The following is a 21,525-nucleotide window of genomic DNA, read 5'->3' as shown; positions in this document are numbered from 1 at the left end:
AAATAATCATGAGCAAACCGAAACAACAAGGAAGAAGAGATATTGGAATACTGCTTTGTGTGATCTTGGGATTGATAATCGGCGCATTTATTAAACGCGTTTCAGTTGGCTTGATCATTGGGCTTGGCCTGGGCTGGATGGCGGGCATGTTGATCTCCGGCCGCAAATAATCTGCAATAAATCGAACATACAAATGAGCAACATAAAAGCAAATACAGATGAAGATGTAGCCCCGGTTTTTAAAAGCTGGCGCACATGGTACACGCTTGTTATAGTCATTCTTGCGTTGCTTATTGTATTGTTTCAATTATTTACTAAATACTTTTCATGAGCTTTATAGATTGGATAGTACTGGCAGTTACTTTACTCATCATCATTGGTTATGGATTGTATAAAAGCCGTACGACAAAAAATCTGGACGGTTATTTTTTAAGCAACCGGAGCATGCCATGGTATCTCATTTTACTTAGTATAATGGGAACGCAGGCCAGTGCCATTACATTTCTTTCAGCTCCCGGACAGGCATATACAGACGGAATGCGATTCGTGCAATATTACTTTGGTTTGCCGCTTGCCATGGTTGTATTATGCATCACATTTGTTCCCGTTTTTCACAGGCTAAAAATTTACACTGCATACGAATATTTAGAAGAGCGATTTGATCTCAAAACAAGAACGCTTACTTCGTTTCTGTTTCTATTACAAAGAGGGCTTTCAACAGGCATAAGTATCTACGCACCGTCAATTATTTTGTCATCGTTATTAGGCTGGAACATATACTGGACAAACATTTTCATGGGAGGCCTGCTCATTATCTATACCGTAACCGGCGGCGCCAAGGCCGTTGCATATACACAGCAGCTGCAACTCATCATCATATTTGCGGGAATGTTTTTAGCAGCCTATATGGTCGTGCATTTGCTGCCTGAAGGCGTTGGTTTTGTTGACGCCTTAAAGGTGAGTGGTAAGCTGGGAAAATTAAATGTGATAACAAGTGGCAATGGTGAAAAAGGATTTAACTGGAGCGACCGTTATAATATTTGGAGCGGGTTGATAGGAGGCTTCTTTCTCGCACTGTCTTATTTTGGGACCGATCAAAGCCAGGTAGGGCGCTATCTCACAGCCAAAAATGTCGCAGAAAGTAAAACAGGTTTGTTAATGAACGGCATTGTAAAAGTGCCGATGCAGTTTTTGATTTTGCTGATCGGTGCTTTGATATTTACATTCTACCAGTTTAACCAGGCACCGATTTTTTTCAACCAGGCACAAGTGAATAAACTTGCCGCCTCGCCCGGGAAGGACACGTTGAAGGCAATGGAGCAGCAATACAATCTTTTGTCGGCAAAGAAAAAAAAGCTCTCAACAACATTTGTTCAGGAAGAAAAGAATGGCGGAGCGTCAGTTTCAACGGTAGAGGAGCTAAGAAATGTAAACGCAGAAAGCGAGAAAATAAGAACAGGTTTAAAAGACGTTTTGAAAAAAGAAGTCGGCGGGGATGCGAGCGACACGAATTACATTTTTATAAGGTTTGTAGTTGATTATCTACCAAAAGGGCTCGTTGGATTATTGATCGCCGTGATTTTCCTGGCAAGCTGGGGAAGCATTGCGGCGGCGCTAAATTCTCTTGCATCCAGCACCGTTGTAGATATTCATAAAAAGTTTATCAATACATCTTGTACAGAGATGAAAGATTATTCCATATCCCGCTATTATAGTCTTGCCTGGGGTATATTTTGTATTATAATAGCTCAATTCGCCAATAACATGGGGAGTCTAATTGAGGCGGTAAACGTTTTGGGCTCATTGTTTTATGGTGTGATCCTCGGTATTTTTCTCGTGGCATTTTATTGTAAAAAGGTGAAAGGCAACGCCGTGTTTGCAAGCGCCTTATTTGTAGAATTAGCCATAATTCTGTTGTTTTGGAAAAGCAATATCGGGTTTTTATGGTTAAACCTGATTGGGGCATTGGGCGTAGTTGCAGTAGCGTTAATAATACATGCAACGTTCAATCTGCTTAAGTTGTCAAAGCAATAAACCAGAAAGATGTGCAGATTTTTACTTTTATTGTTGGTAGTGCCGGTTATGATGTTGTCGTGTACAAAAAGTTCAACCTCTGCAAGTCCCAGTTATGACGCGGCTTCAGACGTTTTCAGGGGAACCTACGTAAAGGTAGATTCACGGGCTGACACCCTTGTCGTGTCCGCTACAAATGGCAAGCCCAGTCTGTTCTTCAATTCCAAAGCTTACCGTGACAATATAACCGCACCCGCCCATCCCGAGCTGCAAACATTTGAATATGAGTTTAAAGACGGGAAGATAGGTGTTCGCTCAATCAACTCTCAAATAAGTTCTTTCGTGTATTATGATTTTAGTTGGGTAGTTACAGGGAAAACTTTTAGGATCCAGGCAATGGCCATTCAGCCGGATTTAAATGCATCTACAACCTTTTGTACATTTGAAAAGATTCAATAAAACTGTTTGCGAACACCGTAAAAGGCAAATTTCAGGAATTGCTAACACCAACAACTAGCAACTAACAACTTATAACTAAGTAATCTCTTATCTTCGCAAGCCTTATTTTTAAGAATATTTGATTAAAGAATAATCCTTGCAACCAAAAGTATCAGTCGTTATCTTAAACTGGAATGGGCAAAAACATTTGCAGCAATTCCTTCCTTCCGTCCTTGCCTCAACATACTCAAATGTTGAAATAGTGATGGCTGATAACGCGTCCACCGATGATTCTGTCGAATTTGTTCAGAAAAATTATCCCGAAATAAAAATATTAAGGCTATCGGAAAACTTCGGCTTTGCAAAAGGCTACAACGAAGCATTAAAACTGGTAGAAGCCGATTATTTTGTTTTGCTGAATTCAGATGTAGAAGTTGAAAGCGGCTGGATCGAACCTGTTATCGAGCTCATGGAGAGCGATGAGAATATCGGGGCCTGTCAACCTAAACTGCGCATGTTTTCTGATAAAAGATTATTTGAATACGCCGGTGCAGCAGGAGGGTGGTTGGACAGACTTGGTTATCCCTTTGCGCGGGGAAGAATATTTGACATTTGTGAGGAAGACCACGGGCAGTACGATGACATAGCACAAATATTCTGGGCCAGCGGAGCCGCCATGTTCGTAAGAAGCGAAGTATACAGAGAGCTTGGCGGGCTGGATGAATATTTCTTTGCACACCAGGAGGAGATAGATTTGTGCTGGAGAATGCAGTTACATGGATACAAAATCATGGCCTGTCCAAAATCCGTCGTGTACCACGTTGGAGGAGGAACATTGCCCAAAGGAAACGAAAGAAAAGTGTATCTCAACTTCCGGAATAATTTGGTCATGATGGCAAAGAATCTGCCCGTTGCAATGGCGCTATGGAAAATACCCTACAGGTTTTTGCTGGATGCTATAAGCGCCTGGAAGACATTGCTGGCGGGTGAAACACATTATATCACCGCGATCCTGAGAGCGCATGCAAGCTTTTTGAAGTGGTTATTTTTCGAGAGAAAGAAAAGTGTGTTTGCAAAAAAGCGAATTGGAAAACTGCATGGATACTATACCCATAGCATCGTATGGAAACATTTTATACTGGGTGAGAAAAGATTTTCTGAAATTCTCGGCACCAAAAAATGAATTGAATAGTTTCAACCTTTATTTTTGCAATGCAATAAAAAACTTATGGCACAGAACGAACAACATTTCGACGATCCAACAAAGAAAGACTTCGCAAAAAACTGGGTTAATTCATCTGTATTTATATTTTATCTGCAAGTGTTTTGTGTGTTAGCTTTTGTGCTTGGCGGATGTTATGGTTTGTATCAGCACCGTTACAAAGGACACCCGGATGTAGCAGTACCTGAAAGCACCCAGTACACTCCGAAATACAAATAAAAAATATTTGAAAAAGTAGGGGAAAAAGTTGGAGGGTTCAAAAAATAAAATAACTTTGCACTCCCAATCAAAATAACAAAAGCTCTTATAAGTAAAAGCAAATCAACAAGATAGCCAATACGAAGAGAAATTTTGAGATGAAAAAGTTCTTTATAATAAGCGGAAGTAGCTCATTTGGTAGAGCACGACCTTGCCAAGGTCGGGGTGGCCGGTTCGAGCCCGGTCTTCCGCTCTGAGACAAAGCAGATAGCCTCAGTTATCTGCTTTTTTTGTCTTAAAGATAGTGTCACCCGGGTGGTGGAACTGGTAGACACGCAGGACTTAAAATCCTGTGGGCAGCAATGCTCGTGTGGGTTCAACTCCCATCCCGGGTACTCTTTTAGAGCGCTATTATTATAGAGGATAAAGTTCTTTACAACAAGCGGAAGTAGCTCATTTGGTAGAGCACGACCTTGCCAAGGTCGGGGTGGCCGGTTCGAGCCCGGTCTTCCGCTCAAAAGCAGATAATCGAAAGGTTATCTGCTTTTTTTTGCTCCAAACTTTTTTGCGCGATGGCCCACAAGCAGACGTGGTGAATTTAACCACAGAGAAAAGGAGTTTTTTTCACAGAGTAAATGAGAGGTGGGTTTAAGATATGGATGCTGCACAAATCTCCGTTTCCTCTGTGAAAAAATCTCCATGAACTCTGTGGTTAAAAAAGAATGGTAGGCACTCAAGTCTTCACAATTGTCGCTCTATAATTAAAATCAGGATCAAAGCTTTCTTATATTCATATATTGCAAATCACTCTTGCTCGTTATGAAGATTGCCTCAACAACACTTGCATTGATTCTATTGGCTATTGCTTTGTATCGCTGCGTTGATTCAACAAGGCCCGCTACTGCCGTTGAACTAACATATGTGGGGACAGAGAAATGCAAAAGCTGCCACCAGAATGAATATGACCGCTATCTTTCTTCAGATCATTTTCATGCGATGGACAGCGCTTCACCACACTCTGTAAAAGGCAATTTTGAAAATGCCACTTTTATTTCGCATGGTGATACTTCATTCTTCTACAAAAAAGGTGATCACTATTTTGTTCGAACTCTTGATTCGACTGGTAAGAAAAAAGAATTTGCTATCTCTTATACTTTCGGATGGAAGCCTTTGCAGCAGTACCTTGTGCAGTTTTCCGACGGACGTATTCAAACACTTCCCTTTTGCTGGGATACAAGGCCGGTAAATGAAGGCGGCCAGCGCTGGTTCCATATTTATGGCAAAGAAAATATTCTTCCTGGCGACGAATTGTTCTGGACAGGCATAAACCAGAACTGGAACTTTATGTGCGCTGATTGCCACACAACCAACTATTCTAAAAATTACGATTTCATCGCAAATACTTATCACAGTACATGGACAGAAAGCAAAGTTTCCTGCGAGTCATGCCACGGACCAGCTTCTGGCCACATTAATTGGGCAGGTAAAAAAAGTATGGACGACAGTTTGAAAGGCTTTGCTATCAATATTTCTTCAAAAAAAGTAAGCTGGGTTTTCAACAAAGAAAGAGGCATTGCGTACCCGTCGCAGATTGAAAAAAATGATATGTTGATTGAAACCTGTGCACGCTGTCATGCAAGAGCCTCACGCATTTCAGACAATTATCATCACGGTGCTTCCTTTTTGCAAACGCATATTCCATCTACCATCAATACCAATAATTATTATGAGGACGGGCAAATAAAAGAGGAAGATTATGAATACGGATCTTTTCTTCAAAGCAAGATGTATGCACAAGGCGTAACATGCATGAACTGCCACGATCCGCATACGATGCAAATAAAAATTCAAGGGAATGCATTGTGTTATTCATGTCATGCGCCTGAAAAATTTGATGTTGTAGAACACACGCATCATGAAAAAAACAGCAGTGGGGCGACTTGCGTTGGCTGTCACATGCCTGTAACAAACTACATGGTAATTGATGGAAGAAGGGATCACAGCATTCGCATACCAAGGCCCGATTTATCAAAAAACATGGACGCGCCTAACGCTTGCAATAAATGCCACACAGATAAAACAACAGAATGGATAACTAAGTTTTTCACACAATGGTATGGTGATAAATTGCCAAAACAGAAGACCTATGGAGAATTAAGCCAATTGATTGCAAAGAATATTCCAGGAAGCGATGCCGCATGGAGCGAACTGATGACCGTTGCAAATTATCCTGCAATTATAAAAGCAACAGCGCTTGAAACGAACAACAGATTTTATTCACAACGCAGCATTGATCAGATAAACATGCAGCTAAAAAGCAACGATCCCAATTTGCGGCTTAACGCACTGCGCGCCATCTCTCCGTTGCCTTCAACAATTGCACAGCCTGCAGTACTTCCTTTATTGAACGATCCGGCGTTAACAGTGAGACGCGAGGCATTGAATGTACTACTACCATTTTACGCCGAATTGCCGCAAGCAGGCAGACAAAGGTTTGATGCTGTAATGAATGAAGCTATTACAATGGAGAGAAATTTGAGCGACCGTCCTGAAGGTTATCTTAACCAGGGAATTCTCTTTGCAGGCACTGGAAAGGTAGACGATGCAGAACAAGTATATCTTTTGGGTATTAATCGGTTTCCAAAGAATAGCAGCCTTTACATGAATCTTGCAGACTTGTACCGCATGAAACAAAACGAAGCGAAGGTGAAAGAGATCCTCGATAAAGGACTGCAAATTTTCCCGCGCAATGGTGCTCTTCATTATGCACTTGCGCTATGGCATGTGCGAAAAGGAGATAAAAAAGAAGGCGTTGCGGAATTGCAAAAAGCCATCCAACTCGAGCCATCAAATGCCGCCTTCAATTACGGATATGCCGTAGCTATGCATGATATGGAAGATGCCGGGAAAGCAATCGCTTTACTTGAAAGGTTTACTAAAACCTATGGAAATGATCCATCAATTATTAATGGACTAATCTCATTCTATAGTGATATGAAGCAGCAGGGTAAGGTGGAATACTATTCTAAACTTCGAAAAGATGTTTTTGGGTATTAGGGAGCACGCAGATGACGCTGATTTAGCAGATTTACACTGATTTTTTCTTTTGTTCAATAGATGAACTACTGTTGAATGGAGCGTCGCAACCAAAGCCCAATCACGGTTTTGTCGCTGGTCTTCAAAGCATGGACAACGTATTTGACGAAGTTGTATATACTAAATAAAAAAAGCAGTCATAACGACTGCTTTCTCATTTATGTGAAGTCGCAAGTCATTTTCAACTTTCAACTTTCAATTTTCGATTAATCCGTCCATTTTGCTAATTCATCCACCAGTTTTCTATCATTACTTAGTCGTGGCACTTTATTTTGTCCGCCCAGCTTACCAACACTCTTCATGTATTCGATAAAACCATTCTTGTGAACAGGTTTTATTTCCAACGGTTTCAAAATGTTGCCAGTGATCAGGTCGTCGTAGTAGATATTCTTGCTACGCAGATTGTTGTCTACTTTCAAAGCAAACTCGGCCATATTTGCGGGGGCATTTTCAAACTCTACGAACCACTCGTGGTAAGACTTTCCTGCATCTTGCTTGATCATCGGCGCCACAGTAAATTCAGTGATGTGCACACCTTCTTCCTGTGCAGCTTTCAACAAGCTATATTCTACTTCTTCACCAATAACGTGTTCGCCAAACGCAGAAATAAAATGTTTGATCCTTCCTGTAACCACTATGCGATAAGGACTGGTAGAAACAAAACGAACTGTATCTCCAATGTTGTAGCCCCACAAACCAGCGTTGTTGTTAATGATGATGGCATAGTTTTCACCCACCTTTACATCTTTAAGACTAATACGTGTTGGGTTCTTGTCGAAAATTTCACCCGCAGGAACAAATTCAAAGAATATTCCGCTGTTGGTATTTAATAAAAGCCCTTCCGCGTTTTGCGAATCCTGGAAAGCGAAGAAACCTTCAGAAGCAGGGTAGGTTTCGATAGTGGGTAAAACCTTTCCTACGCTTTCAAAAAGTTTTGCTTTGTATGGCTCGAAGTTTACGCCGCCATGAACCAATACGGAGAGATTTGGGAAAATATCTTTAATTTTTTTGCCACTCACCTGTGAGATACGGTCAAAATACATTTGCATCCATGGTGGAATGCCACTAATCAGCGTCATGTCCTGGTTAATAGTCTCTTCAACTATTTTATCCAGCTTCGTTTCCCATTCATCAATACAGTTCGTTTCGTAACTAGGGAGTTGGTTACTGCGTAAATAACTGGGAACGTGGTGGTTAACTATGCCGCTCAACCTTCCTGTAGGAATATTGCCAATCCGCTCCAGTTCCGGAGACCCGGAAAGGAAGATCAGTTTGCCATCGGCAAAAGCTGTATTTCCTGTTTCTGCCATGAAACAAAGAAGTGCGTTACGGGCTGTATTTATATGATTATCAATAGATTCTTTCGAAATTGGGATGTATTTAATGCCGCTTGTAGTGCCCGAGGTTTTGGCGAAATAGATCGGCTGGCCTTTCCAAAGGATATTATGTTTGCCGGCCTTTACCATTTCTATATATGGCTTGAACTGCTCATAGTCGCGAATAGGCACGGCATTCTTAAAATCCTCATAGGTTTTTACCTCCGAAAGCTTATGATCTTCTCCAAAAGTGGTCTTGCTGCCCGTTTTTAAAAGATCTTTAAAAATATTTTCCTGATCTTCCAGCGCGGTAAGCATTCCTTTTTTAATTTGCCTGTGGATGTACGAAGCAAAGGGTTTGGCAAGAAATGATTTGAATTTCATAGATTTATTACAGTTAAGTAAAAATAACAGGCTGCAATCTACCAAAACATTGAATTATTTGCGTGAAACATTTTTGCAATAAACATTTGTTGGAAAGTAAAATACTCTTACCTTTGCACTCCTTAATTCGGAAAGTTATGTTCGCAGTAGTAAAAATAGCAGGGCAACAATTTAAGGTCGAAAACGGCCAAACTTTGTATGTACCAAAGGTTAGCGGCAATGCCGGTGACAAAGTAGAGTTTTCAGAAGTATTACTAGTAGATACAGATGGTAGCCTTTCAGTAGGTGCTGCTGTAAAAGCTGTAGTTAAAGCTGAAATCATCGCTCAAGTACAAGGTGATAAAGTGATCGCTTTTAAAATGAAGAGAAGAAAAGGTTTCCGTAAGAAACACGGTCACAGAACTCATCATACAAAGATCAAGATCAACGAAATCGCATAATCACAATTATAAAAAACTTATATCATGGCTCACAAGAAAGGTGAAGGTAGTGTAAAGAACGGCCGCGACTCGCAAAGCAAACGCCTGGGTGTAAAAATCTATGGTGGTCAAGCTGCGACTGCAGGTAACATCATCGTTCGTCAACGTGGTACTGTTTATCATCCTGGTAAAAATATCGGTGTTGGTAAAGATTATACATTGTTTGCACTTACTGATGGTGTAGTTGAATTCAGAAAATCAAGAGGTAACAAAACTGTCGTTTCTGTAAACGCAGTTGAGGCTACGGCTTAATATTTTTTGATTTAATAGCAAAATTTTTTTGGCAGTTTCCCAGAAGTTTTTATTTTTACTTCTGATATTTCTTTACTAACCATTTTAAATTCAAGAAACATGGCAACTGCAAAAAAAGCGGCTCCTAAAAAAGCTGCTGCAAAAAAAGCTGCACCTAAGAAAGCTGCTGCGAAAAAAGTAGCAAAAAAAGCCGCTCCTAAAAAAGCTGCTGCAAAGAAAGCCGCTCCTAAAAAAGCTGCTGCGAAAAAAGTAGCTAAAAAAGCTGCTCCTAAAAAAGCTGCTAAGAAAGCTGCTCCTAAAAAAGCATAGTCTTTACAGCAAAATGAACATACAGTCCTGCAGAAATGCAGGACTTTTTTTATGCCCGGAATTTTGGCACACAGATGACACGGATTAGACTGATGACCACGGATTTTTCAAAATAATTGAATAACTAAGTACAACTCCGACCTAGTATTTCCGTTATTCAGTTACTCGGTTATTCAGTTATTGATCCGTGTAAATCCGTCTAATCCGTGTCATCCGTGTGCCTAAAAAAACATCCGGTGCTATACCGGATGTCGATTATTTTTTCGGAACGAAGATTTCTTTCAATTGTTCTGTCAGTACGCCGTTTCCACTTACACTGATGTTGCTGATTTTGTCGGCGATCTTTTCTACATATTCCATCTCTTTCAATTTCCACAACATAGTGTTTTCTTCCATCAGCTTCGCAGTGTTCAACATGCTTCGCACGCTGGCTGTTTCTTCCCGACGCATGATAGTATTTGCCTGCGCTTTCTTTTCAGCAATCAGCACCTGGCTCATGATTTCTTTAACATCGCCAGGCAGTATGATATCGCGGATACCGAAGCCAATCACTGCTACACCCAAAGCCTGTGCATCTTTTTCAACGCGCTGCATTACATAGTCGGCAATGTTTTCTTTCTTATCCAGCAAATCATCAAACGCAAAACCTGCAACATATTCACGTAGTGCCAATTGAAAAGCAACGTACAATTGTTTGTCGTACTCTTTGTTCTGCAGCAAAGCTTTTTCAATATCGGTTACTTTGTATTGTGCCCAGGCGTTGATACGCAGGGCCGCTTTGTCTTTTGTCAGAATCTCCTGGCCGTTGATCTCCAATTGTTGCTGGCGAACATCTACTCTGCTGACGCTAACTGCAGTGGCGTTTTTCCACCAGTAGTAAGCACCACCTTGCAATATTTTAGAGAATGAGCCATTTACAAACAACACTGCTTTTTCATATTGCTCTACACTTGCACTTCTCACGAAAGGTGCTACATGCTTGCTCAGCAATACATCCAGTTCAATAGGTTCAGTGATGTCTACTTTGCTGATGTCCGCACGAACGAAATTATATTCCATAACGCCTTTCCAGAATGCATAGCGACCGGAAGTCAGAACTTGTTTCAGCAGGCCGTTTTCATATTGCAGTACGATCTCTTTGTCCTTTACTTCTACAACTTCCAATGCCTCGGCAAGTGCTGCATCTTTCAACAAGATGTTCAATTCAATTGGCGCGTTGAATGGCTTAGCCAAATCATACAGCTGAATAGTTTGGCCATTCCAAAACCAGTAGCTGCCTTCTTTCAGCATTCGCTGATAAACGCCATCCTTAAATACCAAACCCACTTGATAGGCATTTACTTTTACTCTTTTCATCTTCTTATTTTTCTTACTGTTTTAAATTAAGTTATGCTATTAAAGTTCAGATTGCCTTTCACCTTATCATAGCGGGTATTACCGGTTGAACTATTGAGCGTGAAAGTTTTATTTGAATTGCTATAATCAGCAATTGATAAAAGTCTCAAGCGGCTTAATACGCTTGAATAATACACAAGCTATAATCTGGTTGCGCTGTTGACATTGGGAACAAGGGTTACGTTTTTTTTAATGTTCAACATCGCCGAAAAGCAATCTGCTCTTTAAGTAAAGTCACCATTTTTTAAGAAGCGGTGTACTTCGCTTTCAAGCATCCTTGGTGCTTTGCCTTACCACTTGGCTATCCGTTTTGAACGGAGTAGGATTCGAACCTACGATGTGCTGTTGCTCTAACCAAACTGAGCTACTGAACCTATAGTCCAGACGGGAATCGAACCCGTGACACACAGTGTCTGGAGGAAAATACGTATTACCGCAACAGCATACAGCCGGTTACTACCGCTGCACTATAATGTTCCTTTGAAACATTCATCCGGTTTGCTGATAACATGCATGTTTCCTTCTTGCTGTTAAGCAAGCTTTTTATATCACTTAAGGTGAATTGTAATTTGTTTGTTTTTGTTTCACTATACAAAGCTTACATGCAACTGTGCAGTGTATATACGCAGTGAAATTTTTTCAATTTTTCTCAATGCACAATTTTATTGGCACAGCTGGAGCTCGCGAAGGCTTCAGGTTTTGCTTTGAAGGCAAAGCCCATTCCTGTTATGTAGCCCATTGCTTCTTTCAAAGCATCATTACTTTTAAAGCCAGGGTTCGTGTTGATATCCGCATGCACCTCCATACTTACTCCATATCTTGAGAAGGTGTTGCTAAGCTCATAGGCTACTTCAATACTCTTCGCTACTTCCACAAGCATTCTTTGTTTGATGCGCATTTGCTGAGTAGTGATGTCGTTGCGTATAAACATGAAACCACCTTTACCTTTTCTGATGAAAACGATTACGGTTGCAAATTCGGTTGCCTTACCCTTCACCTGGCTATCGGTGCCAATGCATACTTTAAGTTCGTTGCCTGCTTCATATTCGCGAGCCAATACTTTGGCTACCTGATCTGTGATGGGTCCTGTGATCCGCTGACCGTTTAATTTCCGCCATTGTTGTTGCTGTTCCATTGCTTTATGTTTTATAATGCTGCATAGCGGTGCCTGAAGGAATCGAACCTTCTTTGCCGGATTTTCATTCCGGTGCATAGACCTGCTCTGCCAAAACACCTTTGTTTTTATTGCGGAGAATAAAGGAATCGAACCTTTGTATCGCCGGAGCGATAGCCTGGGTGTAGCAAACCCGCACATTACCTGCTCTGTCAATTCTCCTGTTAATAAATGCCAACCTAGTTCATAGTGTGAGTGACAGAATTCGAACCTGCTCAGCCCGGGGCAGCGGTTTTACAGACAGCTACGACTCTCCAGCTTCGTCGCACTCACATTGTTTGTTGGCCCGCAGGGACTCGAACCCTGAACTCCCGGTGTAAAAGACCGGTACTCTGATCCAATAGAGTTACGAACCAATTTTTATAGAGCAGTTGTTTGTGTTGACCCGATCGGACTCGAACCGATAACCTTGAACGTATAAGGTTCCTGCTCTCACCATTGAGCTACGGGTCAATCTTCATCTAACTGTTACTGTTGGCTTAACAAGAATCGAACTTGTATCACTTCGTTCGTAGCGAAGTGTTCTATCCGTTGAACTATAAGCCAGTTTTGTTGGTTGACTCCGGGACTCGAACCCTGTTCTCCACATTCACAGTGTGGCACTTTACCAGATAAGCTAAAGCCAACATTTTGTTATCGGGGTTGGATTCCCCGCCTGCTCACTTAAATGCAGATCACCCGTGAACGTTAGTCGGGCAGGGAACCAACATCTTCAGAGTCAAATTCTGAAATGCTAACCATTGCACCACCCAATAATCTTTGCAGTCTGCACCGGAGTCCCCGCCTGAATGACATTCGTCGGGCAGGGAACCGGTATCCTCAAGTAGAAAGCTTGATATCCTCAACCATTAGACGAACAGACCGATGTGGTATAGCAGGCTGGACTCGAACCAGCAACCTCTTCAATCCAAATGAAGTATCCAACCAATTGGAATGCTGCTATATTTTTGGAACGGAACGCCTGCCTGCTGCGCTTTAGTCGGGCAGGCAGATTTTTATGTTTTTCATGATTTGTTAAGATTTTGAAGAAAGTGTTCTTCATTCTTTTATGCCCCACATTGGTTATTGATTTTTTAAAATCATATCCAATCTTGACAATCACGAAAATCTGCGTTCGACTTAAAACAAAAAGCCCGGTCGTTTTTTGCGACCGGGCTTCCGTTTAGCAGGCACACTATATGCCTACGTATGGACACAATCCGGTCGATGATGATATTTCTGACTTTCACATTCTTTCGCCACAATGTTATTTTGCGGTTGTATATCAACGTGACAATGTGAATGCAGCATTAATCCTTTCGGTGCGAAAATTGTAAATCGTATATATCGTATTTCTAGTTTCATTTTTTTTAAACTTTATTTTTCTCGTGAACAGCTCTTTGTCTGAAAGTTGCACATAAAAAAGCCCCGCTTTATGGGCGGGGCGTATATTTGAGCGATTTTGTTATTCACTAATCTGCAGCAATACATGCCCCGTAAACGATATAGCCACTCTCCGGGCTAAACGTTTTTTGTAGTTGTGTATGTAAAACTATTCGTGACATGTTTGTTAATTGTTTGCAGTGCAAAGGTTGGAATATTTTTTTAATCACTCCAAATTTTTTCTGAACTTTTTTTTATTTGTTATTGAAAAACGAAAAGTTGAATCTGTTGAAATGCTTTACAGTAAAGGGTTTTGGAGGTGATAAAATTTTTTAAAAATATGATGTGCAGTCATAGTGCTAAAAAGAGCGGGACTTGCAGCTTTTTTATTTGGCTCTTTTGCTTTTGAAAAGGTGCATTATCACGGGAAGCGATAGAATAGAACTTCGGAGCTGAAAGCTTCGGAGAGCAACAGTAATTTCTCTTCAATTTCAGTTATTCAGTTAATCAATTATTCAGTTATTTTCTCTCTATCTTCACACTCTAAACAGCCATTTATGCCGCTTGATAATTATGCCATTGCTGATCAGTTTTCTTTGCTGTCCAAACTCATGGATATTCATGGAGAAAATAGTTTCAAATCAAAATCATATAGCGTTGCTGCTTTCAACATAGAGAAGATCACCACACCATTGCACGAGATATCGCCAGATAAACTTTTTACATTGAAAGGTATTGGTGAATCAACAGGAAGAAAAATCATTGAAATCCTTGATACTGGTAAATTACAGGCTTTGGAAGATATGCTTCTGAAAACACCTCCGGGCATTTTGGATCTGTTGAACATTAAAGGACTGGGCCCCAAAAAAATATCTACTATCTGGAAGGAAATGGGTATTGAATCTGTCGGTGAATTGCTGTATGCATGTAACGAAAACAGGTTGACGCTTTACAAAGGGTTTGGTGAAAAAACGCAAAAAAGTGTACAGGAAAACATCGAGTTTTTCCTGAGACATGTTGGTAGCTATTTGTACGCGCAAATTGAAGGTTATGCGCATCAATTACTGGCAGGATTAGCGAATGCTTTTGGTGATGATCTTATTGAAATTACAGGCGATTTCCGCAGACAAAATACGATCATTAGTAAACTTGAATTTGTTACAACGAAGAGCATCGACTTTATCAGTGATTTTTTTTCGCAACAAAATTTTGTTGTAGAAGAAGTTAGCCAGGAAATGATCGCGGTAAAAGGACCAGAAAATATTTTGCTTGTTTTTTACATTGCCACGGCAGATAACTTTTATTACAAGTTGCTTGAAACTAGCTCTGCACCTGAGTTTTATGAAGCTTTGCAAAAAGAAAATGGATGGTCAGCATCTAACAAGGTGGAATCAGAAAATGATATTTTCAAGTCCATTCATTTCAATTTCGTACCGGCATATTTGAGAGATACAACTGCGTTTATTGAAAGAGCAAAACAAAAAGATTTTAGTGACATCATTCATGTATCAGATATCAAAGGAATTATTCACAATCATAGTAATTGGAGCGATGGCGTAAACACGGTTGAAGAGATGGCGAAGGCCTGTATCGCACAAGGGTTCGAATATCTTGTTATAAGCGATCACAGTAAAACGGCGGCTTATGCAAAAGGTTTGCAGGAAGAAAGAGTTCGTGAGCAACACTTATACATCGATGAATTGAATGCTAAGTTGCATCCGTTCAAGATCTTCAAAAGTATTGAGAGTGATATTCTGAATGATGGGTCGCTGGATTATAGCAACGAGATCCTGGCTACATTTGATTTGGTTATCGGTTCTGTTCACCAGAATCTGACCATGCCGGAGGATAAAGCGATGATGAGGCTATTGAATGCGATCAGAAATCCTTACACTACCATCCTTGGTCACATGACAGGAAGGCTGTTGCTGAGCCGTAAGGGCTATCCTGTCGACCATAAGGAGATCATTAAGGCCTGTGTGGAGAACAATGTGGTTATTGAGCTGAACGCCCACCCGAGAAGGCTGGATATCGACTGGAGTTTTATCGATGATGCAATTGCCCAGGGCGCGATCATTTCCATAGATCCGGATGCACATAGCATCGATGGATTCCACGATGTAAAGTATGGTGTGCTGGCTGCCCAAAAAGGCGGGTTGACAAAGGATAAAAACCTCAGCAGCTATAGCCTTGCGGAATTTGAGAAGTTCCTGAGTGACAGAAGGATAGCAAAGAAAATTTAATATGAAATGAAGCTATTATGGCTTGCGACAAAAAAAGTTCGTGATCTGTATTGATTTCGCAATTAGCCCCTATATTTGCACTCCCTTGCGGAGGTGGCGAAATTGGTAGACGCACTACTTTGAGGTGGTAGCGCCTTTTACCGGGCGTGGGAGTTCGAATCTCCTCTTCCGCACAAAAAAAGGCCCATTATCGAAAGATTGTGGGCCTTTGGTTTTAAGTTTATCGTCTCATTCCAGAAAAGAGGAAATCAATAAGTCTCGGTAAAAACACGGTTTTTCTGTTGCAATTGAATATCAAATGGGTGCTTATTGTTTAAGCTACTGGAAAAAATAGATTTCGCGCCTCAATAACAACTAACCAACAAAACCTCCTTAATGAAACGCATAACCATCATCGTTAGTAGTGCAGTGTTGTTATGTTCCTGCAACTGGTTCTCCAATCGACACTATGTTCCCTCATCCCAAATTCCTGAAGACACAATAGACGTTTATTTGGTAGGAGGTCAAAGTAACGCCGACGGTCGTGTATTTTCCCAATACCCGGATTTTGTCAAGAATAAAAAAGTTGACAGCGTTTATGTATGGGAACGCAAACAAAAAGAATTTGGAACCTATCAATTAGGACCGGGATCTGAATATTTAAGTGGCTCGGACGTTAAAAATAGCAATGCCTTTTCGTTTGATATTATTGCTCTAAAACAACTTCAGCGAAAAGAAAACAAGAATATTTATATCATTAAACGAACCAAAGGAAATACCAGTGTGGCCGCAAAAACACCCGGGACCACTGGCAGCTGGCACTATCCTGTTTCTGATACTATGAGTAAGCCAATTCTGCTTGAAGAGTTCAAGAAAGAAATTCAGGATTGTGTTGAACAACTGGCTGCGCATAAGAAAACTGTTAGATTTAAAGCTCTTTTATGGCATCAGGGTGAGGGTGATTATCAACCCCCATTTGATGCTCAGTATTTTGAAAATACAAAAGCAATTTTTGAACAGATACGTTTGTATAGCGGAAATCAAAATTTGCCAATTATCCTCGGCAGCATAAGTCATAAGAGCGCACAATTCAGTGGAGTGGTTGAGGCATCTCAGAAGAAACTGGCGGAGACCGACAGTAATATTCACCTGATTGATCTTAGCAATGAAACATTGCAGGATCCATATCATTTCGATTACAATGCAATTATGAATTTCGGAAACAAAGTATACGCGGTATTGAAAGACATTAAATAATAGAAATTTTTTTCAAACGAAAGTGCCCATAATCGGAAGATTGTGGGCCTTTGTTTTTAATTGTAGTTCGTTTTTAATCTCTCTTCAGACCCGTAATCCATCCATTCGTTACCAAACGATAAATATTTGTGACAGTGTCCCGGCCTGAAGCGGACCATGCAGCATCCCAGGTGGTGTTGTCGTGGCCGCCGCCTTTTTTCACATCTATTGTACTGATTGATCCATTTGCGTTCAATGCCTTGTTTTGGTCCCTTGCGGGCCATAAAGCACAACAACCTTGTTGATCATTGTCACCGTGAACAAAGTGAAACACATCGCCTTTAACCCGTTGATATGTTGCGGCAGAAGGGAACTTCACCGGAATACTAACCAACCACACCTTTTTAATTTTTGTGGAATATTTGGAGACACCATAAGTCGTTACCGAATTATCCCAACTGGCAATATCCCATACGTCGCTTGCACCCTGGCTCAGCCCAATCAGCGCTACAAATTTGTATTTGCAGTTTGCGTCTGTAGAAAGATCACAACGGTAATTTGCGAAAATGTAATCAAATACCTGGTTGCTTAAGTTTGGTTGCGCGATTGCTCCTGACGACGGGCTTTGCACAACAACATGAATGATGCTATCAGCAATTGTTCCCTGTATGCGATTCAATGCAACCTGCCTGCCGAAGCCGGCATTCATAAGAAGGACTAATCCACCTTTGTCTGCGGTTTCATTATTTCCACAGAAGTGAAATATCACCGGATACTTTTTTGCACGCAATTGATTGTAGCTGGCCGGTAGTCTGACCAAACCTTGTAAGGTTGCAGAAAACTTAACCGGGGTCATTCCGGAATATTGTGCCTGAGTAGAAAGCAGGGCAAAGGAAAGCAAGGTGGTGAGCAGTTGTTTCATTACTCGCATCCAATTTGAAAATTTGAGGATTTGAAAATTTGAAAATGCTTTTGGTGCGTCCTTCCGGATATCTGGAGCGTTAGTCTGAAAATAAAAGTTGCACGAATAGAATTTTCAAATAATGCACATTCTTGAAATTCCCGAATCAAAAAAATTACGCACCCAGATATTCAGTTATCGCTCCGGTTTAATCTCTTTCTTCAGCACAATTCTAAATGTGGTGCCTTTGCCAATTTCTGAGTTTTTTACAAATAATTCTCCCTGGTGATATTGATCTATGATTCTTTTGGCAAGGCTAAGCCCAAGGCCCCAGCCACGTTTTTTGGTCGTGAATCCCGGCTTGAATATTTTGGCAAGATTGGCGGAAGAAATTCCTTTTCCAGTATCTGAAATGTCCACAACAATTTCATCGACGTGGTCCTGTATATCGGCAGAAATTTTTCCTTTTCCCTCCATCGCATCCAAAGCATTTTTTAGCAGGTTTTCAATTACCCAGTCAAACAAAGGAGGAGAGATCATGGCATTCAAAACGTCGCGGTCATGCGTTTGCACGGAAAAATCAACTCTGCCGGGTGCTCGTTTTTTCATGTATTCCACCATTGCCTGCACCTGGTATATCACGTTGCTGCTTTCAAGTTTTGGTGTGCTGCCAATTTTGCTGAACCTGTCAGATACGAGCTTTAAACGGCTCACATCCTTTTCCATTTCCTTTACAATGTTTTCGCTGGAGTTATCTTCCTTCAACATTTCCAACCAGGCTTGCAATGAAGAAAGAGGCGTTCCCAACTGGTGCGCCGTTTCTTTGGCCATCCCTGCCCAAACCTGGTTTTGCGTGGATTTGTTTCGAATATTTATCAGTGTTAGTATGAGAACAAGGAAGACAATAACGATCAAAAGCTGGATCAGCGGATAGTACTTTACTTCGTTCAGCAGTTTTGTGTTGCCGTAGTAATATTTGTTGGCAATAAATGGGTCCTGGCTTAAGATGATGAGGAGCGGGTCATTGGATTTGCTGAACTCTTTTAATTTTTTGGAAAGAAATTTTGGATCGTGGGCAACGCTGGCACTGTCGATGTTTATGAAATTTACGATGCTGTCGCGTTCATTCGTTTCAATGATGGGAATGTCCGTTTGCTCATTCCTGATCATATTCGGTAGTGAAAAATCCATGCCGGGGTTTTGCACTACTGCTTTGCTCGCCTCCACCCACTGCATTACTTTTTGTTTTTCATCCTTCGCAATTTTAGAGCCAAGGTATTGCGAATAGAATATCGTTCCGCTGATGATAGCGATTCCAAGCAATGCCAGCAGGCTTCTCCAATTGAATAATGATGCAAACATTTATTTTATTTGTGTGCCGGCACTGTGCCAGCATTCTTGCATTGGTTGGGTGTTACAGGGCGAATGCGATTCGCCCCTACGGTACCAAAATATTATTTCGTGTATGTATAATCATACAGGATCTTTCCCTGCAATTCGTTTTTCTTGTTATAACAGAAATCGGCGGCTTTTAAACCGTCCTCATCGTATTTGTAATACCATTTCTGATAATCGTTGCTGCCTTCCGGAACAACGGTCATTACAGAAATTTTGTTCGATTCATCGTACTCAAACATATAATCAGGCAACATACGCTTTGCTTTCTGGTTGTATCTCACTACATCGGTAAGCCTGTGATTATCGTCGTAATAGTAAAATACTGTAGGTTGTGGAATGGCTACATTTCTTTTTGCATGCTCTTCTGTTGGATTTCCTTTGTCGTCCAATACATAAGTAATCCAGGTGGTATCCGCTCCGTTGCGAACTCTTAGCATAGAAACCGGGTTGCCTTTTTCATTGTATTGCCATGTATGTACCTCAACGTTTACAATATTTGCCGCCTGGCTGGAGCTTTTAATACCTGTCAACCGGTTTGAGGCATCGTAGCTGTAATCCGTGGTAGACACAAGGTGTGAGGAGCTGTCGATTGTTTCGATCAGCAAATCATTTTTATTGTAAAATGCGGTGAAAAATGACTCGCCGGCATCCGTCGTTTTAGTATAGGTAATTACTTTGTCTTGTGCCGCTGAAACTTTTTGATTACAATCGAATCCTTCAGTCACCTCATTATTTTGAATGAAACTTTTAAGAACCACAGTGGCAACGTTTGCCTTTTTCATAAGATGATAGTTATTGCTCACCTGCTGAGTGGTAATTATATCCTTGTAATAATATTGTGCGTTCACACAGAGCGAAACAAGTACGAGGGCAAGGCACGTTAAAAACTTAGGTATGCTTTTCAATCTTCAAAATTTTAAATAAAACAATTCATTAAGAGGGCGAGTGTAATTCGCCCGTACGGATGTTTTCACCGGAAAAGCAAAGTAATAGTTTATTTGCTAAAATATACCCACTCTTTCGTCTGAATACATGCTGATCAATCAAATTTGTATTTATTTTTAGCGAAATTTAACCCGTGTCACATTTTCACCAACGAAAAGAAAAAAACTGTCTTAACTGCGAAACTGAGGTAATTGGCCGCTACTGTCACGTTTGCGGTCAGGAAAATATAGAACCAAAGGAATCTTTCGGCCATTTGTTAATGCATTTCTTTAATGACATTACACATTTCGATGGCAAGTTTTTCAGCAGCTTAGTGATGCTGTTTAAGAAGCCCGGTTTCCTGGCTAAAGAATACATGAAGGGGCGCCGAGCCTCATACCTGAATCCCATCAGAATGTATGTGTTCACTTCAGCAATATTCTTTTTCCTGTTTTTTGCTTTTTTTAAACCGGGCATTCATCCAGGCAAAGAGCGTAAAAAGGAAGCTAAAGAAGTTGCGAGAAATGCCGATACGATGGACGCTGAGGATTCAATTGGGCTGGCCAAATCGAAGGAGCTCACGAAGAACATACCCATTATTATTGATTCAGCCAATAAGATAAGTATCAGTGGCGACGGGCAGGAGTTTACAGATAGAGAGGAATATGACAGATACCAGAAGTCGCTTCCTAAGGAGAAAAGAGATGGGATTCTAAAAAGACTATATGTGCATCGTATGATAGCGTTGCACAAAAAATACGACAGGCCTGAAGGTGGCGGAGGTAATGAGCTTATAGATGATCTGCTTGAGAAATTTTTCCATTCACTACCATATATGTTGTTCGTTTCGCTGCCATTGTATGCATTGTTTTTAAAATTGCTGTATGCGCGGAACAAACAATTTTATTTCGCAGATCATGGCATTTTCCTCATCTATCTGTACATTTTCACGTTTATCTTTTTGCTCGTATTCTTTACCTTGTCAAGAATTTCAGGGTTTGCGCATTTTTCCTGGTTATCGTATATCCTGATTTTGATGTTTCTGGGAGGTGTTTACTACGCATACAGGTCCATGCGAAATTTTTATGACCAGGGAAGGCGTAAAACGATCGTTAAATTTCTTATATTCAATATATTAACTTCGGTATCACTGCTATTCCTTTTTACAATTTTCTTTGCTTTTTCAGTATACGTAATTTAATTTTT

The 21,525-nt window shown here is 40.8% G+C and carries 19 protein-coding genes and 12 tRNA genes; 17 read left to right on the top strand and 14 right to left on the bottom strand.

What is annotated here, in order from left to right; translation table 11 throughout:
* Positions 1–8: 8 nt before the first annotated feature.
* From KTO63_RS06690 to KTO63_RS06645, 10 genes are all read left to right on the top strand, one after another.
* Positions 9–170: a hypothetical protein gene (locus KTO63_RS06690; protein ID WP_217790460.1), complete on the top strand. Its 162-nt coding sequence runs from the start codon at positions 9–11 to the stop codon at positions 168–170.
* Positions 171–193: 23 nt separating this feature from the next.
* Complete coding sequence (locus KTO63_RS06685; RefSeq protein WP_217790459.1) at positions 194–331, top strand: hypothetical protein; 138 nt, start codon at positions 194–196, stop codon at positions 329–331.
* The gene (locus KTO63_RS06680) at positions 328–2,034 is read left to right on the top strand and encodes a sodium:solute symporter (RefSeq protein ID WP_217790458.1); all 1,707 of its coding nucleotides are present in this window, start codon (positions 328–330) and stop codon (positions 2,032–2,034) included. The genes KTO63_RS06685 and KTO63_RS06680 overlap by 4 nt, the downstream gene beginning before the upstream one ends.
* Positions 2,035–2,043: 9 nt before the next feature.
* Complete coding sequence (locus KTO63_RS06675; protein WP_217790457.1) at positions 2,044–2,472, top strand: hypothetical protein; 429 nt, start codon at positions 2,044–2,046, stop codon at positions 2,470–2,472.
* A 136-nt stretch (positions 2,473–2,608) separates the two neighbouring features.
* Positions 2,609–3,634 carry a glycosyltransferase family 2 protein gene (locus KTO63_RS06670; protein ID WP_217790456.1) on the top strand — a complete coding sequence of 342 codons (1,026 nt, stop codon included), beginning with the start codon at positions 2,609–2,611 and terminating at the stop codon, positions 3,632–3,634.
* A 45-nt stretch (positions 3,635–3,679) separates the two neighbouring features.
* On the top strand, positions 3,680–3,892 hold the full coding sequence (locus KTO63_RS06665) for a hypothetical protein (protein WP_217790455.1): 213 nt from the start codon (positions 3,680–3,682) through the stop codon (positions 3,890–3,892).
* A gap of 159 nt (positions 3,893–4,051) precedes the next feature.
* Positions 4,052–4,124 (top strand) — tRNA-Gly (locus KTO63_RS06660).
* A 56-nt stretch (positions 4,125–4,180) separates the two neighbouring features.
* Positions 4,181–4,266, top strand: a tRNA-Leu gene (locus tag KTO63_RS06655).
* Positions 4,267–4,313: 47 nt separating this feature from the next.
* A tRNA-Gly gene (locus tag KTO63_RS06650) sits at positions 4,314–4,386 on the top strand.
* A gap of 304 nt (positions 4,387–4,690) precedes the next feature.
* Positions 4,691–6,928, top strand: a complete 2,238-nt coding sequence (locus KTO63_RS06645) for a multiheme c-type cytochrome (RefSeq protein ID WP_217790454.1) — start codon at positions 4,691–4,693, stop codon at positions 6,926–6,928.
* Between the two features lie 245 nt (positions 6,929–7,173).
* On the opposite strand, the gene KTO63_RS06640 is transcribed toward KTO63_RS06645, so the two are convergent.
* Positions 7,174–8,667, bottom strand: coding sequence for a GH3 auxin-responsive promoter family protein (locus KTO63_RS06640; RefSeq protein ID WP_217790453.1), 1,494 nt, complete (start codon positions 8,665–8,667; stop codon positions 7,174–7,176).
* Between the two features lie 137 nt (positions 8,668–8,804).
* Between KTO63_RS06640 and rplU the strand changes: the two genes are divergently transcribed.
* The 3 genes from rplU (at position 8,805) to KTO63_RS06625 (ending at position 9,707) form a co-directional block, all read left to right on the top strand.
* Positions 8,805–9,107 (top strand): 50S ribosomal protein L21, encoded by a 303-nt coding sequence (gene rplU, locus KTO63_RS06635; protein WP_217790452.1) that lies wholly within the window; start codon positions 8,805–8,807, stop codon positions 9,105–9,107.
* Positions 9,108–9,131: 24 nt separating this feature from the next.
* Positions 9,132–9,398: a 50S ribosomal protein L27 gene (rpmA, locus tag KTO63_RS06630; protein WP_217790451.1), complete on the top strand. Its 267-nt coding sequence runs from the start codon at positions 9,132–9,134 to the stop codon at positions 9,396–9,398.
* 99 nt (positions 9,399–9,497) lie between these two features.
* Positions 9,498–9,707, top strand: a complete 210-nt coding sequence (locus tag KTO63_RS06625; protein WP_217790450.1) for a hypothetical protein — start codon at positions 9,498–9,500, stop codon at positions 9,705–9,707.
* A 255-nt stretch (positions 9,708–9,962) separates the two neighbouring features.
* Here KTO63_RS06625 and KTO63_RS06620 read toward each other — a convergent pair whose 3' ends face one another.
* From KTO63_RS06620 to KTO63_RS06575, 10 genes are all read right to left on the bottom strand, one after another.
* Positions 9,963–11,063: a slipin family protein gene (locus KTO63_RS06620; RefSeq protein WP_217790449.1), complete on the bottom strand. Its 1,101-nt coding sequence runs from the start codon at positions 11,061–11,063 to the stop codon at positions 9,963–9,965.
* A gap of 688 nt (positions 11,064–11,751) precedes the next feature.
* Complete coding sequence (locus KTO63_RS06615) at positions 11,752–12,237, bottom strand: ribonuclease H-like YkuK family protein (protein ID WP_217790448.1); 486 nt, start codon at positions 12,235–12,237, stop codon at positions 11,752–11,754.
* 27 nt (positions 12,238–12,264) lie between these two features.
* Positions 12,265–12,337 (bottom strand) — tRNA-Phe (locus tag KTO63_RS06610).
* A gap of 13 nt (positions 12,338–12,350) precedes the next feature.
* Positions 12,351–12,438: transfer RNA gene (locus KTO63_RS06605), tRNA-Ser, on the bottom strand.
* A gap of 28 nt (positions 12,439–12,466) precedes the next feature.
* Positions 12,467–12,549: transfer RNA gene (locus tag KTO63_RS06600), tRNA-Tyr, on the bottom strand.
* Positions 12,550–12,557: 8 nt separating this feature from the next.
* Positions 12,558–12,632, bottom strand: a tRNA-Lys gene (locus KTO63_RS06595).
* A gap of 24 nt (positions 12,633–12,656) precedes the next feature.
* Positions 12,657–12,729, bottom strand: a tRNA-Ile gene (locus KTO63_RS06590).
* 21 nt (positions 12,730–12,750) lie between these two features.
* A tRNA-Arg gene (locus KTO63_RS06585) sits at positions 12,751–12,822 on the bottom strand.
* Positions 12,823–12,830: 8 nt separating this feature from the next.
* A tRNA-His gene (locus KTO63_RS06580) sits at positions 12,831–12,903 on the bottom strand.
* 240 nt (positions 12,904–13,143) lie between these two features.
* Positions 13,144–13,219 (bottom strand) — tRNA-Pro (locus tag KTO63_RS06575).
* A 976-nt stretch (positions 13,220–14,195) separates the two neighbouring features.
* Here KTO63_RS06575 and KTO63_RS06570 point away from each other — a divergent pair.
* From KTO63_RS06570 to KTO63_RS06560, 3 genes are all read left to right on the top strand, one after another.
* Positions 14,196–15,881 carry a DNA polymerase/3'-5' exonuclease PolX gene (locus KTO63_RS06570; protein WP_217790447.1) on the top strand — a complete coding sequence of 562 codons (1,686 nt, stop codon included), beginning with the start codon at positions 14,196–14,198 and terminating at the stop codon, positions 15,879–15,881.
* Positions 15,882–15,968: 87 nt separating this feature from the next.
* A tRNA-Leu gene (locus KTO63_RS06565) sits at positions 15,969–16,054 on the top strand.
* A 202-nt stretch (positions 16,055–16,256) separates the two neighbouring features.
* A complete protein-coding gene (locus tag KTO63_RS06560) occupies positions 16,257–17,117 on the top strand; it encodes a sialate O-acetylesterase (protein ID WP_217790446.1) in 861 nt (286 codons plus the stop codon).
* Between the two features lie 73 nt (positions 17,118–17,190).
* Here KTO63_RS06560 and KTO63_RS06555 read toward each other — a convergent pair whose 3' ends face one another.
* The 3 genes from KTO63_RS06555 to KTO63_RS06545 all read right to left on the bottom strand — a co-directional run bounded on the left by KTO63_RS06555 (position 17,191) and on the right by KTO63_RS06545 (position 20,300).
* The gene (locus tag KTO63_RS06555; protein ID WP_217790445.1) at positions 17,191–18,018 is read right to left on the bottom strand and encodes a hypothetical protein; all 828 of its coding nucleotides are present in this window, start codon (positions 18,016–18,018) and stop codon (positions 17,191–17,193) included.
* A 174-nt stretch (positions 18,019–18,192) separates the two neighbouring features.
* The gene (locus tag KTO63_RS06550) at positions 18,193–19,359 is read right to left on the bottom strand and encodes a sensor histidine kinase (RefSeq protein ID WP_217790444.1); all 1,167 of its coding nucleotides are present in this window, start codon (positions 19,357–19,359) and stop codon (positions 18,193–18,195) included.
* A gap of 92 nt (positions 19,360–19,451) precedes the next feature.
* A complete protein-coding gene (locus KTO63_RS06545) occupies positions 19,452–20,300 on the bottom strand; it encodes a hypothetical protein (RefSeq protein WP_217790443.1) in 849 nt (282 codons plus the stop codon).
* A gap of 173 nt (positions 20,301–20,473) precedes the next feature.
* On the opposite strand from KTO63_RS06545, the gene KTO63_RS06540 reads away from it, so the two are divergent.
* Positions 20,474–21,520 (top strand): DUF3667 domain-containing protein, encoded by a 1,047-nt coding sequence (locus KTO63_RS06540; RefSeq protein WP_217790442.1) that lies wholly within the window; start codon positions 20,474–20,476, stop codon positions 21,518–21,520.
* Positions 21,521–21,525: the final 5 nt, after the last annotated feature.

This window comes from Pinibacter aurantiacus, assembly GCF_019130065.1.
In the GTDB taxonomy this organism is placed as follows: Bacteria; Bacteroidota; Bacteroidia; order Chitinophagales; family Chitinophagaceae; genus Pinibacter; species Pinibacter aurantiacus.
Note: the sequence above shows the minus strand (reverse complement) of the source record. Positions and strands in the feature narration are given on the sequence as shown.

Excerpts from the sequence above, each read along its gene's own strand:
- KTO63_RS06690 (WP_217790460.1), top strand. The coding sequence starts at position 9 with ATGAGCAAACCGAAACAACAAGGAAGAAGAGATATTGGAATACTGCTT.
- KTO63_RS06685 (WP_217790459.1), top strand. The coding sequence starts at position 194 with ATGAGCAACATAAAAGCAAATACAGATGAAGATGTAGCCCCGGTTTTT.
- KTO63_RS06680 (WP_217790458.1), top strand. The coding sequence starts at position 328 with ATGAGCTTTATAGATTGGATAGTACTGGCAGTTACTTTACTCATCATC.
- KTO63_RS06675 (WP_217790457.1), top strand. The coding sequence starts at position 2,044 with ATGTGCAGATTTTTACTTTTATTGTTGGTAGTGCCGGTTATGATGTTG.
- KTO63_RS06665 (WP_217790455.1), top strand. The coding sequence starts at position 3,680 with ATGGCACAGAACGAACAACATTTCGACGATCCAACAAAGAAAGACTTC.
- KTO63_RS06645 (WP_217790454.1), top strand. The coding sequence starts at position 4,691 with ATGAAGATTGCCTCAACAACACTTGCATTGATTCTATTGGCTATTGCT.
- KTO63_RS06640 (WP_217790453.1), bottom strand. The coding sequence starts at position 8,667 with ATGAAATTCAAATCATTTCTTGCCAAACCCTTTGCTTCGTACATCCAC.
- rplU (WP_217790452.1), top strand. The coding sequence starts at position 8,805 with ATGTTCGCAGTAGTAAAAATAGCAGGGCAACAATTTAAGGTCGAAAAC.
- rpmA (WP_217790451.1), top strand. The coding sequence starts at position 9,132 with ATGGCTCACAAGAAAGGTGAAGGTAGTGTAAAGAACGGCCGCGACTCG.
- KTO63_RS06625 (WP_217790450.1), top strand. The coding sequence starts at position 9,498 with ATGGCAACTGCAAAAAAAGCGGCTCCTAAAAAAGCTGCTGCAAAAAAA.
- KTO63_RS06620 (WP_217790449.1), bottom strand. The coding sequence starts at position 11,063 with ATGAAAAGAGTAAAAGTAAATGCCTATCAAGTGGGTTTGGTATTTAAG.
- KTO63_RS06615 (WP_217790448.1), bottom strand. The coding sequence starts at position 12,237 with ATGGAACAGCAACAACAATGGCGGAAATTAAACGGTCAGCGGATCACA.
- KTO63_RS06570 (WP_217790447.1), top strand. The coding sequence starts at position 14,196 with ATGCCGCTTGATAATTATGCCATTGCTGATCAGTTTTCTTTGCTGTCC.
- KTO63_RS06560 (WP_217790446.1), top strand. The coding sequence starts at position 16,257 with ATGAAACGCATAACCATCATCGTTAGTAGTGCAGTGTTGTTATGTTCC.
- KTO63_RS06555 (WP_217790445.1), bottom strand. The coding sequence starts at position 18,018 with ATGAAACAACTGCTCACCACCTTGCTTTCCTTTGCCCTGCTTTCTACT.
- KTO63_RS06550 (WP_217790444.1), bottom strand. The coding sequence starts at position 19,359 with ATGTTTGCATCATTATTCAATTGGAGAAGCCTGCTGGCATTGCTTGGA.